Origin of the sequence: Klebsiella sp. CN_Kp066, assembly GCF_040065135.1 — a bacterium.
Lineage (GTDB): Bacteria > Pseudomonadota > Gammaproteobacteria > Enterobacterales > Enterobacteriaceae > Klebsiella > Klebsiella oxytoca.
In genome coordinates this window covers 151,072-164,659 of sequence record NZ_JBEAIU010000001.1, presented here as the reverse complement: position 1 = coordinate 164,659, position 13,588 = coordinate 151,072, and the positions used below count along the sequence as shown (strand labels likewise).

The window sequence follows — 13,588 nt, the reverse complement described above, 5'->3', positions numbered from 1 at the left end:
TCAACCCGCTGCTCGCCGGAGGATTTATGTGGTACCTTCTTACTACTTTTTCCGTGCCGACGATGGGCTCCTGCGTCGGCGCGGGCTCACTGAGGACAACCCGTACCCTGATACTATGAGCGAAAAAAAATGGATTAAGGCAGAGGACGTTGCCCGGCTCGCTGGCGTCTCCCGTTCCGCAGTTTCCCGCACCTTTACCCCCGGCGCGTCGGTGGCGGAAAAAACCCGCCAGAAGGTTCTCGCCGCGGCGGAAACGCTGGGCTATCAGGTGAATATTATCGCCCGCACGATGAACACCGGCAGCAGCAACTTTATCGGCATCGTCACCGCCGGATTTGATAACCCGTTCCGCAGTAAGCTGCTGTCGCCGCTGGTCCACCAGTTGGCGCTCAACGGTTTTATGCCGCTGCTGATGAACGCCGACGATCCGCAGCAGCTCGCCCCGTCGCTCAGACAGTTGCTGAGCTATCACGTCGCAGGCGTCATTATTACCTCCGGGGCGCCGCCGCTGTCGCTGGCGGAGGAGTATCTGGAGCGAAAAATCCCGGTCACCCTTATCAACCGCCACGCCGACCTGGCCGGCTGCGATCGCGTGTGCAGCGACAACGCGCAGGGCGCGAAGCTGGTCGCCGACCTGTGTACTCAGCGCCAGTGGCGCCAGGCCGGGTTTATCGGCGAAAGTCTGGATAACTTCAGCACCCGCCAGCGCTACGAAGCGTTTGTTGCCCATAGTCAGGGCATGGAGATCGCCGCGCACTTCTGCGACAGCAGCGGCTATCAGGCGGGATTTGCCGCCGCCAGAGAGCTGCTTGCCGCGCATCCGCAGCTGCAGGCGCTCTTCTGCGCCACCGATATGCTGGCGCTCGGCGCCCTGGACGGTCTGCGGGCAGACAACCCCGCCGCTTCGCTACCCGCTATTATCGGCTTCGATGATATCCCGCAGGCGGACTGGCAGCCCTATCAGCTGACTACCGTGCAGCAAAATACTGCCCTGCTCGCCCACCATGCGGTGGATCTGCTGGTCACGCGGATCGCCAAATTCAGTCTGCCGTCACGCCATCGTGAAGTGCCGGTGAAACTGATCGTTCGTCAAAGTGCAAAATGAAAAATTCATTTTATGCCGGAGCGATCACAGAATAATTTTTTTAATCCATCCACACTTATTTTGCCCTTCGGGGCTGTTTTTTTCAGGCAAATTGCACACGTGTGCAAAATAGGGAGTTACGATGAAATCACTGGAATTACATGAACTGCAGGCCCGCTACCGCCTGGCCTGCGAGCTGGCGCAGGCCGGCGCGGAACTGGCGTTCGAATTCTATCAGCAGCGCGACCGGCTGGCGGTGGATCATAAAGGCGATGACCTGCAGGACGTGGTCAGCGTCGCCGATAAACAGGTCGAAGCGTTTGTGAAGCAGCGCATTATGGACGCCTTCCCGCAGGACGGCTTTCTCGGCGAAGAGAGCGGAACGCAGATGCCGGACGCCCGCGTCCTGTGGGTTGTCGATCCTATCGACGGCACCAGCTGTTTTCTTAACGGCCTGCATACCTGGTGCCTGTCGCTGGCTATCGTCGCCGACGGGGAACCGGTTATCGGCGTGGTGTACGACCCCAACCATCGCGAGCTGTTCCACGCCCTGAAAGGCCAGGGCGCATGGCTTAACGATGCGCCTGTCGCGCCGCATCCGGGTGCGACGGTCAAAGAGGGAGTGATGGGCGTCGGCACCTCGCACCGCGTGACGCCTGCGCTCTTTCTGCCCTTCCTCGATGCGCTGCTGAGCGACGGCGGGATGTTTATCCGCAACGGCTCCGGAGCGCTGATGAGCGCCTGGGCGGCGGCAGGCAGGCTTATCGGCTACTACGAACCGCATATGAACCCCTGGGACGGGCTGCCGGGGCTGGTGCTGATGCGCGAAGCGGGCGGCCTTAGCAACGATTATCTGGCAAACGACGGGATTCGTCACGGCAACCCGCTGCTGCTGGCCAGCAAGACGCTCTACCCACAATTAAAAAACATGCTTTGTCACCCATTACCTTAACCGTATCGGGTCAGGCTTTATCTGATTATGTACTCTACACAACGACGATAAACCTCACGGACGAACCACACTAATCAGTCAGGCCTCCGACCTTCGGAGATACCATTATGTCTGGAAGAATTATCGCATTTTTTCGCGCTTCGCCGCCCAAAGCGGGCGGAGAGTTCGATGAGCGGCGCTTTCGCAGCGTGCGCTGGCAAACCTTTATTACCATGACCCTGGCGTACGTCACGTTCTACGTTTGCCGGCTATCGTTCACCGTCGCCAAAAGCGCGCTGGTGGAACTCGGCATAACCCCAACGGAGCTGGGCATGATCGGCTCAACGCTATTTTTCAGCTACGCCATCGGCAAGCTGGTCAACGGCTTTATTGCCGATCATGCCAACGTAGTGCGCTACATGAGCCTCGGGCTACTGCTAAGCGCCGGAATGAACCTGATGATGGGGATGACCAGCAACGCCATGCTGCTGGCAATCTTCTGGGGGATTAACGGCTGGGCGCAGTCGATGGGCGTTGGCCCGTGCGTGGTATCGCTGGCGCGCTGGTACGGCTGTAAAGAACGAGGCACTTTTTACGCGATCTGGTCAACGGCGCATAACATCGGCGAAGCGATGACCTATATGGTGATCGCCGCGGTGATTGCCGGATTCGGCTGGCAGATGGGCTACCTGTCGACCGCCGCGCTCGGTGCCGCCGGGGTGGTGCTGATGCTGTTGTTTATGCGCGACTCGCCGCAAAGCTGCGGCTTCCCGCCCATCAACGTCATTCGCGATGAACCGCAGGAGGAGACGGAAGCCCGCGGCTCGGTATTTAAAAACCAGCTGCTGGCGCTGCGTAACCCGGCCCTGTGGACGCTGGCCCTGGCCTCGGCGTTTATGTATATCGACCGTTACGCGGTGAACTCGTGGGGGATCTTCTTTCTGGAACAGGATAAAGCCTACTCTACTCTCGAAGCGTCCGGGATTATCGGGGTCAACGCTATCGCGGGTATTGCAGGAACCATTATCGCCGGGATGCTCTCCGACCGCTTTTTCCCGCGTAACCGCAGCGTGATGGCCGGGTTTATCAGCCTGCTCAACACCGCCGGCTTCGCGCTGATGCTCTGGTCGCCGCACGGCTACTACACCGATATTCTGGCGATGATTATCTTCGGCGCCACCATCGGAGCGTTGACCTGCTTCCTTGGCGGACTGATCGCGGTCGATATTTCATCGCGTAAAGCCGCGGGCGCCGCGCTCGGCACTATCGGTATCGCCAGCTACGCGGGGGCGGGACTCGGCGAGTTTCTCACCGGCATCATCATCGATAAAACCTCAATGATCGAAAACGGCAAAACGCTATATGACTTCAGTACGCTGTCGCTGTTTTGGGTAGGCACCGGCCTCGTGTCCGCGCTATTCTGTTTTACCACCGCTGCGATTGTCGCCAGGCGACACGCGATAGAACGTCAGACCTCATTCTCGTCATAACCTTTTAACTTATAAGGAAGATTTTATGATGCCTGTACGACATCAGGTTTTGCTACGCCTGCTGCTTGCCTGCGCTCTGCCGCTGCTGGCCGCACCGGGCCATGCCGCCACGCAGTATGCGCTGGAAAAAGTGGTTGAACTCAGCCGCCACGGCATTCGTCCGCCGACGGAGGGCAACCGGGAGGCCATTGAAGCCGCGACCCAGCGTCCGTGGACGCAGTGGACCACCCACGACGGCGAGCTGACCGGCCACGGCTATGCCGCCGTCGTCAATAAGGGGCGCGATGAGGGCGCGCGCTTTCGCCAGCTGGGGCTATTGACGGCAGGCTGCCCGGCGAGCGGTGAGATTTATGTTCGCGCCAGCCCCCTGCAGCGTACGCGGGCCACCGCCCAGGCGCTGGTGGACGGCGCCTTTCCCGGCTGCGGCGTAATGATTCATCACGTCAGCGGCGACGCGGATCCACTGTTTCAGACCGACAAATTTGCCGTCACGCAAACCGATCCCGCCCGCCAGCTGGCGGAAGTGAAGAAGAAGGCCGGCGATCTGGCGCAGCGTCGGCAGGCGCTGGCTCCGGCAATTCAGCTGCTGAAAAACGCGGTCTGCGTACCCGATAAGCCCTGCCCGGTGTTTGATCTACCGTGGCAGGTGGAGCAGAGCAAAAGCGGCAAAACCTCGATTAGCGGGCTGAGCGTGATGGCCAATATGGTTGAGACGCTGCGTCTGGGGTGGAGCGAGAACCTGCCTCTCAGCCAGCTGGCGTGGGGCCATATTACCCGTTCCAGCCAGATAACCGCCCTGTTGCCGCTGCTGACGGAGAACTACGATCTGAGCAACGATGTGTTTTATACCGCGCAAAAACGCGGCTCGATTCTGCTCAACGCCATGCTTGAAGGGGTAAAAGAGAGCGCCGCGCCGAACGTGCGCTGGCTGCTGCTGGTGGCGCACGATACGAATATCGCCATGGTGCGGACGTTAATGGACTTTAGCTGGCAGCTGCCAGGGTACAGCCGCGGCAATATCCCGCCGGGCAGCAGCCTGGTGCTGGAACGCTGGCGCGATACCCGCAGCGGTCAGCGCTACCTGCGCGTCTACTTCCAGGCGCAAAGTCTGGACGATTTGCGCCGCCTGCAAACGCCGGATAGCCAGCATCCGCTGCTGCGCCAGGAGTGGCGTCAGGCGGGCTGCCAGACGACCGATGTCGGGACGCTGTGCCCTTACCAGGCGGCGCTGACCGCGCTGGGCCGCAATATCGATCCGCAGTCCGCTCCGGCGGTGGAGATGGTGCTGCCATAAATAAGTAGAAGGCGAAGCTTTGGCGGTCGCTTCGCTTTTTGGCTCAGGTTCAGGCTTTTTCTGGTTTGAACGCCCCGGCGGCGACCTGCTCCGGGGTGACCACGCCGCTATCCAGCACCCAGCCGCTGACTAACGTTGCGGGCGTGACGTCGAACGCGGGATTGTAAACCGCAGCCTCTTTCGGCGCCCACTGCACCGCGCCAAAGCTGCCGGCGACGCCGGTGACTTCGGCGGCTGCCCGCTGCTCAATCGGGATCGCCGCGCCGTTCGGGCAATGGCGATCCAGGGTAGTTTGCGGCGCGGCTACGTAAAACGGGATCTGGTGATATTTTGCCAGAACCGCCAGCGAATAGGTGCCGATTTTATTGGCTACGTCGCCGTTGGCGGCAATACGGTCAGCGCCCACCCAAACCGCGTCGACCTGGCCCTGCGCCATCAGGCTGGCGGCCATCGAATCGGTAATCAGCCGATACGGCACCCCCAGCTCACCCAGCTCCCAGGCGGTCAGGCGCCCGCCCTGCAACAGAGGGCGCGTTTCATCCACCCAGACATTTGCCACTTTCCCCTGCTGATGCGCCAGCGCAATCACTCCCAGCGCGGTGCCGACGCCCGCCGTCGCCAGGCCGCCGGTATTGCAGTGGGTCAACAGGCGGCTACCCGGCGTCACCAGCGCGCTGCCCGCCTCGGCGATGCTGGCGCAAAGCTGTTTATCCTCGGCGATCAGGCGCAGCGCTTCCGCTTCCAGCGCCTGCGGATAGTGCTCCTCCGCCAGCGCCAGCTTCATGCGATCCAGATTATTCATCAGGTTCACCGCCGTTGGACGCGCGGCGCGCAGCGTCTCCAGCGCCTCAGATAGCGCATCGCGGGTCAGACCGCGCCGGGCCAGCAGCGCCAGCAGCAGGCTGGCGGACAGGCCAATCAACGGCGCGCCGCGTACCCGCAGGGCGTGAATATGGTCCACCAGCAATTCGACGTTATCCGCCGCCAGCCAGCGTTTTTCCTGCGGTAAGGCCTGCTGGTCAAGAATAAAGAGCTGATTTTCGCTTACCCGCAGGCTGGTGGTCTGTAGTGTCTGCATTTAGTTAAATCCCTGTTGCGTTGTTGTATCACATTGTGTCAGGATGAAATCCAGAAGTATAGACGTCTGAACGGCTTAATCAGAATTTTGAGGATCGAGGCAATGTCGCAATACCATACTTTCACGGCCAGCGATGCGGTGGCTTACGCCCAACAATTTGGCGGTATCGATAATCCGACAGAACTGGTGTCCGCGCAGGAAGTGGGCGATGGCAACCTCAACCTGGTGTTTAAAATTTTTGATACCGAGGGCGTGAGCCGGATTATCGTTAAGCAGGCGCTGCCCTACGTGCGCTGCGTAGGAGAGTCCTGGCCGCTGACCCTTGACCGCGCGCGCCTTGAGGCGCAAACCCTGGTGGCTCACCATCAGCACTGCCCGCAGCACACGGTGCGGATTGTGCATTTCGATCCCGAGCTGGCGGTGATGGTGATGGAAGATCTTTCCGATCACCGCATCTGGCGCGGCGAGCTGATTAACAACGTTTACTACCCGCGCGCCGCCAGCCAGCTGGGGGAATACCTGGCCCAGGCGCTGTTCCACACCAGCGACTTTTATCTGCATCCTCACGAGAAAAAGGCCCATGTGGCGCAATTTATCAACCCCGAGATGTGCGAAATTACCGAGGATCTGTTCTTTAACGATCCGTATCAGGTTCATGAGCGCAACAGCTATCCATCAGCGCTGGAAACCGACGTCGCCGCCCTGCGAGAAGATACCCAGCTGAAGCTGGTGGTGGCCGCGCTGAAGCACCGGTTTTTCTCCCATGCCGAAGCGTTACTGCATGGCGATATTCATAGCGGCTCAATTTTCGTCGCCGAAGGCAGCTTTAAGGCCATCGACGCCGAGTTCGGTTTTTTCGGCCCGATTGGCTTCGATATCGGCACCGCCATCGGCAACCTGCTGCTCAACTACTGCGGCCTGCCTGGGCATCTGGGCATTCGCGATGCCGCCGCCGCTCGCGAACAGCGCCTCAACGATATACAGCAGTTCTGGACCACCTTTGCCGAGCGTTTCCAGGCGCTGGCGGCGGAGAAATCCCGCGACGTGGCGCTGGCCTGCCCCGGCTATGCCTCCGCGTTTCTGAAAAAAGTGTGGGCCGACGCGGTCGGCTTCTGCGGCACCGAGCTGATTCGCCGCAGCGTCGGGCTATCGCACGTGGCGGATATCGACGCTATCCCGGACGAAGCCATGCGTCATGAATGCCTGCGCCACGCCATCACCCTGGGTAAAGCGCTGATTGTGATTGCCGATCGCATCGACAGCGTGGATGAGCTGATTGCGCGAATTCGCCAGTACGGTTGAATCTCCGTCCAGCCTTTCCCGGCTCGCGCTGCGCTTAGCCGGGCTACGAGTGCACCGCCGTCTGTGGGCCGGTAGCCCGGACAGGCGCGTCAGGCGCCGCCTCCGGGTATTGGCCTCTTTCCCCGGAGGCGATGCTTCGCATCTGTCCGGGCTACGGGGGCACCACCGTCTGTAGCCCGGTTAAGGCGTTTGCGCCGCGACCCGGGAAGGCAACAACCCACCATCCCCTACCCCAGATACTCAATCACCGACAGCCCGCCGTTATAGTCGGTGCTGTAGATTATTCCCTGAGCGTCGACGAACACATCGCAGGACTGGATCACCCGCGGACGACCGGGGCGGGTATCCATCATTTTCGCCGGCGCGGCGGGCACCAGCGCCCCGGTTTCCACCGGCCGATAAGGGTTGGAAATATCGTAAGCGCGAACGCCCGCGTTCTGATAAGTGGCGAAAATCAGCGTTGAGCTGACAAAGCTGCCGGGGCGATTCTCATGCAGGTTATGTGGACCGAAGTGCGCACCTTTCGCCACGTAATCAGCTTCATCCGGCTGCGGGAAAGTGGCGATACTCACCGGATTTGTCGGCTCGCGAATGTCGAACAGCCAGATCAGCTTCTCCCCATCCTGCTGGTTATCCAGTACCGCCTCATCAAGCACCACCAGCAGATCCCGGTCCGGGAGCGGCAGCGCGGTGTGGGTACCGCCGCCAAACGGCGGGCTCCAGTTACGGTGGCTGATTAGCTTCGGCTGAGAGCGATCCTGCACATCGAGCAGGGTCAGGCCGCCGTCGCGCCAGCTGCCGTAGGCGGTGTCGCCGGCGATAATCGCGTGATGCAGGGCATAGCGCTTACCTTCCGGCCACTGCGCGGTCTCCCCCGCCGCCTGGTTCATCCCCGGCAGCCACCAGCGCCCGGCAACTTCCGGCTTACGCGGGTCGGCCAGGTCGATAGTCAGGAAAATATAGTCGCTAAAGCCGTCAATCAGCGCGGAAACGTAGGCCCAGCGCCCGCCGACGTACCAGATTCGGTGAATACCGATGCCGTTAAGCGACAGAAAGGCGATCTCTTGCGGTTTATCCGGGGTGGAGATATCAAAAATCCGCAGCCCGGCGCTCCAGCCCTTCTCCCGTACGTCGCTGACTGTCTCGCCCACCGAACGGGTGTAATAAACCTTCTCGTCGGCGAAGCGGGCATCGGCGAACAGATCCCGGGCGTTGATCACCAGCAGCAGATCGTCGTGCGCCTGTAAATGGACGTTCCAGGTACCGGGTGGCGCGGCGATGTAATTGACCGTTCGCGGATTTTTCGCGTCACGTACGTCCACTACGGAAAAGCCCTGCGATACCATATGGCCAATATAGGCATAACCCCGATGTACCATCAGCTGGACGCCGTCCGGGCGTCCTCCCTGATCGCTATGTCCAATCAGCCGCATATTGCGGCTGTATTCCGGGCGCGGTAATTCAGCCACATAACCTCCTGTTGCCGGGCAGCGCTGGTTCCCCTCTACCGCTGGCAGAGGATACCTGACAGCCGCCGGACGCTATTATTTGTTTTTCGCTTCGAGAGTGGCAAACCACGGGGCGATAAAGTCTTCAGTCTGGCCCCAGCCTGGAATAATTTTACCCAGCGAAGCGACGTTGACCGCTCCCGGCTGCGCCGCCAGCAGCGCCTGCGGAATCGCCGCCGCTTTAAAGTCGTAGGTTGCAGGGGTTGGTTCGCCGGCAATCTTATTGGCGATCAGACGCACGTTAGTGGCGCCGATAAGCTTCGGATCCACCGCTACGCTCACCTTCCACGGACTGCCGGATTCGCGCATCAGCTGCAGATCCTGGTTAGAAATATCGATGCTGTAGAGTTTGATCTCGCTGCGACCGTTCTCTTTCAGCGCTTTATAAGCGCCCTGGCTGAACGCGTCCCAGGTTCCCCAGATAGCATCAATTTTACCTTTCGGGTATTTCGCTAAGATCGCCCCAACCTTGTTGGCCGTATCGCCCTGCACATCGGATGAGACGGCGCCGATCGATTCCAGCTCTTTGATGCCGGGATTTTGTTTAAGCAGCGTCTGATAAGCCGCCTGGCGACGCTCCATCGGCGGGAAACCCGCGACCCACAGTTTGACGATATTGGCTTTGCCGTTGAAATCTTTCACCAGTTGGCCAAAGGAGAGCTCGGTCAGGGAAGCGTCATCCTGCTGGGTGACGGTGACGCCCGGGATCTGACCGTTTACCGCGGTATCGAAGACCGAGACTTTGATCCCGGCGTCCACCGCTTTTTTCACCAGCGCGGTGGCGTAGGGATCGCGTCCCTGAGAAAGAATAATGCCGTCGTATTTCTGGCTAATCGCCTGGTTAACGAAGTCCTGGAATTTGGCGTCATCACCGTTGCTGAGAAAGGTGCTGATTTTAAAGCCGAGCTTTTTGCCCTCCTGGACCGCTCCGGAGACAAACTGGGTGGTGTTATCGTCGGAGCCCAGGTTGCGGATCACCGCAATGCGAATCGGCCCGCTATGGTCGGCGATCGCTGTCGGAAGCGGCGCCGGGGTTTCAGCAAAAGCTGCCGTCGCGTTAAACAATCCCAGCGCGATGAGTGAAAGCGTTATCTTTTTCATAGTGTTTACCCTGTAAAATTTTAGGTACGGCGCTGAAAATAGGTCAGTGCGAGCGCGCCAGCCAGCACCAGCCCTTTAATAATGTCCATCGCGTAATAGGGAACCGAGAGCATCACCAGTCCATTGGAGAGCACGCCTAAAATGACCGCCCCCACCAGCGTACCGAGCGCGTTCGGCTTACCGGAACCGGCCAGCGAGAAGCCAATCCACGCCGCCGCCACCGCATCCATCAGATAGCCGCCGCCGGCGTTCACCTGCGATGAGCCGATGCGCGACGCCAGCAGAATGCCGCCGAGCCCCGCCAGCAGGGAGGCGATCACGTAAGCGGCGACTTTGTACCGGGTGATCCGCAGACCCGAGAGGCGCGCCGCTTCCGGATTGCCGCCGATGGCGTACATCCGCCGGCCGTGAGTGGTCAAGGAGAGCGCCAGCTGGGCGACAACGGTCACCACCAGCATAATGATGACTATCGTCGGCACCTGTCCGAGCGAACCAAACGCCGCCGGAATCGCGCCTTCCGCCATATCGCCGCTCGGCAGCACCATATTTTCGGTGATCGACCCGCCGTAGCTGTAAGTCATCGCCACGCCCTGAATCACGAACAGGCTGGCAAGCGTCGCCAGCATGTCGGGTATACGCAGGATCACAATCAGAAACGCGTTGAACAGCCCCACTAAGGTACAGAGCGCGAGGGTGACAAGAATTGCCTCGGTGGTGCCGAAGCCGTGCCAGACAAACAGCGAAATCACCAGCGCATTGGCCAGCGAGGCGGTGGAGCCTACGGACAAATCGAAGCCGCCGATGGTCAGGGATATCGATACGCCGATAGCGATCACCGTCACGATGGCGATAGATCGCAGGATATTGATGATGTTAAACGGGTCGAGGAAGTTGTCCGATGCCAGACCAAAAACGGCGATCAGCAGGACGACGGTCAGCAACATGCCCCATTTGTAGAGAAAATCGAAAAATCGCTGACGGCCAGAAACCGCCGCGTTAACTGCCAGGGCTTTACTCACGCTGCTGCTCCTCCGGTGGAGTAATAAAGAATGTTTTCTTCCCGGGCCTCCGCGCCCGCAATTTCCGCCACGATGCGTCCGTCCCACAGCACGCAGATGCGATCGCACAGGCCGACCAGCTCGGCGAATTCGCCCGAGGCGTAAATCACCCCTTTGCCTTCCCGCGCCAGGCCGTCGATCACATTGAATAAATCCGTTTTGGCTTTGACGTCGACCCCTTTGGTCGGCTCATCGAAAATCAGGACGTTGGCGTTGCCGCGCAGCCATTTGCCAATCGCTACCTTTTGCTGATTACCGCCGGAGAGCCGGCGCAGGCTCTGCGCCGGGCCTGAAGTCCGAATGCCTACGCGGGCAATCACCTCTTCCGCCCAGCGCCAGGCCTGACGATGGCCAAACAGGCTCCAGCGGGAGAAGCTGCTATCGGCGCTGACCGCCAGATTCATCGCCACCGGCTCCTCGATAAAAATGCCCTCCTTGCGCCGCTCTTCCGGCACCAGCGCCAGGCCGCGCGCTACCGAGTCCGCCGGGTCACGCGGTCGCCACGGCTGACTATTCAGTTCGCCGCGCGTCAAACGACTTTTGCTGGCGCCAAACAGCGCCTTGCACAGCTCGGTTTTGCCGGCGCCCGCCAGTCCGGCGATCCCCAGAATCTCTCCCTTGCGCAAACGCAGGGAGATATCCTGCAATAACCCTTCGTCGTGCAGCCCTTCCACCTGTAGCAGCACCTCATCGCTATGGGGCGGCCGCTTCGGCGGGAAGATATCGCTCAGCTCATGACCGAGCATTCTCTCGACGATCTGTTCGCCGCTGAGATCGGCCATCGGCCCGCTCTCAATCAGTCGGCCGTCGCGCAGCACCGTCAGGGTGTCGCAAACGGCTTTTAATTCATGAATGCGGTGCGAGATAAACACAATGCCAAGGCCCTGCTGTTGCAGGCGGCGAACCACCGCAAACAGGCGCTCGCTTTCGTTTTGGTCCAGCGGCGCGGTTGGCTCATCGAGGATAAGAAAGCGGCAGTGATGCGACAGGGCGCGAGCCAGCAGGATTTGCTGTTTTTCCGCCAGCGTGCAGCTGTCGATGGAGCGGCGCACATCGAGGCTGACGTCAAGCTGAGCCAGCGCCTCGCGCGCCAGCTGGCGCAGCCGTCCCCAGCGGAAGGCGAGCCCCGGTTCCGCCAGCCTGTCGAGCATGATGTTTTCCGCGATGCTCAGGCCCGGAACCAGCGCCACGTCTACCTCCTGCTGCACCAGATGAATCCCCAGCTGTTTAGCATCGCGCGGCGAGCGAATGCTCACCGGCTGGTTGTTAATCACCACCTCGCCTTCGTAATGGGCGTGGGTGCCGCACAGCACCGCCATTAGCGTGGACTTGCCTGCGCCGTTAGCGCCGGTCAGCGCATGCACCGAGCCCCCTTGCAGGGTAAAAGCCACGTTGCTGAGCGCCCGAAAGCCGGAAAAGGCCAGGCTAATATTTTGCATCTCAAGGCGATTGCCGGTCATCCCCTGCACCCTGTCGATTAATCTTCTGATTTAACGAATTTTTCATAGCTGCCCTTGACTGACAAATGCATAAAAGGCATAAGATAAAGCGAAATAATATTAGCCATCTGGATGTCCAGACATAACATCGGGTTAGCGAAACAGAACAAGGACAGCATGAATGAGTCATAGCGATATCCGCGTGGTCCCCGGCCCCGCCAACTACTATTCCCATCCCGGCAGCCTTGCGCGGCTGCAGGATTTTTATAGCGAAGAACAGCTTTCACGCGCGGTGTGGGTTTACGGCGAGCGGGCTATCGCAGGCGCCCAGGCTTTTCTGCCGGCAGCGTTTAACGCTCCCGGAGCCAAAAAAATCCTCTTTAAAGGCCACTGTAGCGAAAGCGATGTCAGCGAGCTGGCCCGCGCGTCCGGCGACGATCGGTCGGTGGTGATTGGCGTAGGCGGCGGCGCGCTGCTGGATACCGCGAAGGCGCTGGCCCGACGCCTCGGCCTGCCGGTGGTGGCTATCCCCACCATCGCCGCCACCTGCGCGGCCTGGACGCCGCTGTCGGTGTGGTATAACGATGCCGGTCAGGCGCTGCAGTTTGAAATCTTCGACGATGCCAACTTTCTGGTACTGGTGGAGCCGCGCATTATTCTTAACGCGCCGGCGGAATATCTGCTGGCGGGCATCGGCGATACGCTGGCGAAATGGTATGAAGCGGTAGTGCTGGCCCCGCAGCCGGAGACGCTGCCGCTCACCGTGCGTCTTGGCATCAACGGCGCGCTGGCCATCCGCGATGTACTGCTGGAAAGCAGCGAAACCGCGCTGGCCGACCAGCAACGCGGCGAGCTAACCCAGGCTTTCCGCGACGTCGTGGATGCGATCATCGCCGGCGGCGGTATGGTCGGCGGGCTCGGCGAGCGCTATACCCGCGTCGCCGCCGCCCATGCGGTGCATAACGGGCTGACGGTGCTGCCGCAGACCGAGAAGTATCTTCACGGGACCAAAGTCGCCTACGGTATTCTGGTCCAGAGCGCCCTGCTCGGCCAGGACGACGTGCTGGCGCAGCTGGTGCAGGCGTATCAGCGCTTTAATCTGCCAACCACCCTGGCGGCGCTGGAGGTGGATATCAATAACCGCGAACAGCTGGATAAGGTGATTGCCCATACCCTGCGCCCGGTGGAGTCTATCCATTTTCTGCCGGTTGAACTGAACGCCGAAACCCTGCGCGCCGCGTTTGAAAAAGTCGAACGTTTCGCCGGTTAATCCCCGTTTTATTCGCCTCTGCCGCCCGGCGGA

At 60.4% G+C, this 13,588-nt stretch carries 11 protein-coding genes; 6 read left to right on the top strand and 5 right to left on the bottom strand.

The window, feature by feature from the left end; all coding sequences use genetic code 11:
• Positions 1 to 115: 115 nt before the first annotated feature.
• From ABLV75_RS00690 to ABLV75_RS00675, 4 genes are all read left to right on the top strand, one after another.
• A complete protein-coding gene (locus ABLV75_RS00690) occupies positions 116 to 1,105 on the top strand; it encodes a LacI family DNA-binding transcriptional regulator (RefSeq protein ID WP_032704825.1) in 990 nt (329 codons plus the stop codon).
• 121 nt (positions 1,106 to 1,226) lie between these two features.
• Positions 1,227 to 2,036 (top strand): inositol monophosphatase, encoded by an 810-nt coding sequence (locus tag ABLV75_RS00685; protein WP_004100102.1) that lies wholly within the window; start codon positions 1,227 to 1,229, stop codon positions 2,034 to 2,036.
• 107 nt (positions 2,037 to 2,143) lie between these two features.
• Positions 2,144 to 3,505, top strand: a complete 1,362-nt coding sequence (locus tag ABLV75_RS00680; RefSeq protein ID WP_004100101.1) for an MFS transporter — start codon at positions 2,144 to 2,146, stop codon at positions 3,503 to 3,505.
• A 25-nt stretch (positions 3,506 to 3,530) separates the two neighbouring features.
• On the top strand, positions 3,531 to 4,799 hold the full coding sequence (locus ABLV75_RS00675; RefSeq protein ID WP_004100100.1) for a histidine-type phosphatase: 1,269 nt from the start codon (positions 3,531 to 3,533) through the stop codon (positions 4,797 to 4,799).
• Between the two features lie 49 nt (positions 4,800 to 4,848).
• Here ABLV75_RS00675 and mtnA read toward each other — a convergent pair whose 3' ends face one another.
• A complete protein-coding gene (mtnA, locus tag ABLV75_RS00670) occupies positions 4,849 to 5,877 on the bottom strand; it encodes an S-methyl-5-thioribose-1-phosphate isomerase (protein WP_004100098.1) in 1,029 nt (342 codons plus the stop codon).
• 102 nt (positions 5,878 to 5,979) lie between these two features.
• Here mtnA and mtnK point away from each other — a divergent pair, with 102 nt between their 5' ends.
• Entirely contained in the window at positions 5,980 to 7,179 is a 1,200-nt protein-coding gene (gene mtnK, locus ABLV75_RS00665; RefSeq protein ID WP_004100097.1) for an S-methyl-5-thioribose kinase, read from the top strand.
• Between the two features lie 227 nt (positions 7,180 to 7,406).
• On the opposite strand, the gene ABLV75_RS00660 is transcribed toward mtnK, so the two are convergent.
• The 4 genes from ABLV75_RS00660 to ABLV75_RS00645 all read right to left on the bottom strand — a co-directional run bounded on the left by ABLV75_RS00660 (position 7,407) and on the right by ABLV75_RS00645 (position 12,306).
• A complete protein-coding gene (locus ABLV75_RS00660) occupies positions 7,407 to 8,648 on the bottom strand; it encodes an LVIVD repeat-containing protein (protein WP_004100095.1) in 1,242 nt (413 codons plus the stop codon).
• Between the two features lie 75 nt (positions 8,649 to 8,723).
• Positions 8,724 to 9,788 carry a sugar ABC transporter substrate-binding protein gene (locus tag ABLV75_RS00655; RefSeq protein WP_004100093.1) on the bottom strand — a complete coding sequence of 355 codons (1,065 nt, stop codon included), beginning with the start codon at positions 9,786 to 9,788 and terminating at the stop codon, positions 8,724 to 8,726.
• A 20-nt stretch (positions 9,789 to 9,808) separates the two neighbouring features.
• Positions 9,809 to 10,807: an ABC transporter permease gene (locus ABLV75_RS00650; RefSeq protein ID WP_004100091.1), complete on the bottom strand. Its 999-nt coding sequence runs from the start codon at positions 10,805 to 10,807 to the stop codon at positions 9,809 to 9,811.
• Positions 10,804 to 12,306 (bottom strand): sugar ABC transporter ATP-binding protein, encoded by a 1,503-nt coding sequence (locus ABLV75_RS00645; RefSeq protein ID WP_004100089.1) that lies wholly within the window; start codon positions 12,304 to 12,306, stop codon positions 10,804 to 10,806. The genes ABLV75_RS00650 and ABLV75_RS00645 overlap by 4 nt, the downstream gene beginning before the upstream one ends.
• 160 nt (positions 12,307 to 12,466) lie before the next feature.
• On the opposite strand from ABLV75_RS00645, the gene ABLV75_RS00640 reads away from it, so the two are divergent.
• Positions 12,467 to 13,555 (top strand): oxidoreductase, encoded by a 1,089-nt coding sequence (locus ABLV75_RS00640; protein ID WP_024273899.1) that lies wholly within the window; start codon positions 12,467 to 12,469, stop codon positions 13,553 to 13,555.
• Positions 13,556 to 13,588: the final 33 nt, after the last annotated feature.

What these genes read in the sequence shown, in the direction of transcription:
- ABLV75_RS00690 (WP_032704825.1), top strand. Translation starts at nt 116, where the DNA reads ATGAGCGAAAAAAAATGGATTAAGGCAGAGGACGTTGCCCGGCTCGCT.
- ABLV75_RS00685 (WP_004100102.1), top strand. Translation starts at nt 1,227, where the DNA reads ATGAAATCACTGGAATTACATGAACTGCAGGCCCGCTACCGCCTGGCC.
- ABLV75_RS00680 (WP_004100101.1), top strand. Translation starts at nt 2,144, where the DNA reads ATGTCTGGAAGAATTATCGCATTTTTTCGCGCTTCGCCGCCCAAAGCG.
- ABLV75_RS00675 (WP_004100100.1), top strand. Translation starts at nt 3,531, where the DNA reads ATGATGCCTGTACGACATCAGGTTTTGCTACGCCTGCTGCTTGCCTGC.
- mtnA (WP_004100098.1), bottom strand. Translation starts at nt 5,877, where the DNA reads ATGCAGACACTACAGACCACCAGCCTGCGGGTAAGCGAAAATCAGCTC.
- mtnK (WP_004100097.1), top strand. Translation starts at nt 5,980, where the DNA reads ATGTCGCAATACCATACTTTCACGGCCAGCGATGCGGTGGCTTACGCC.
- ABLV75_RS00655 (WP_004100093.1), bottom strand. Translation starts at nt 9,788, where the DNA reads ATGAAAAAGATAACGCTTTCACTCATCGCGCTGGGATTGTTTAACGCG.
- ABLV75_RS00645 (WP_004100089.1), bottom strand. Translation starts at nt 12,306, where the DNA reads ATGACCGGCAATCGCCTTGAGATGCAAAATATTAGCCTGGCCTTTTCC.
- ABLV75_RS00640 (WP_024273899.1), top strand. Translation starts at nt 12,467, where the DNA reads ATGAGTCATAGCGATATCCGCGTGGTCCCCGGCCCCGCCAACTACTAT.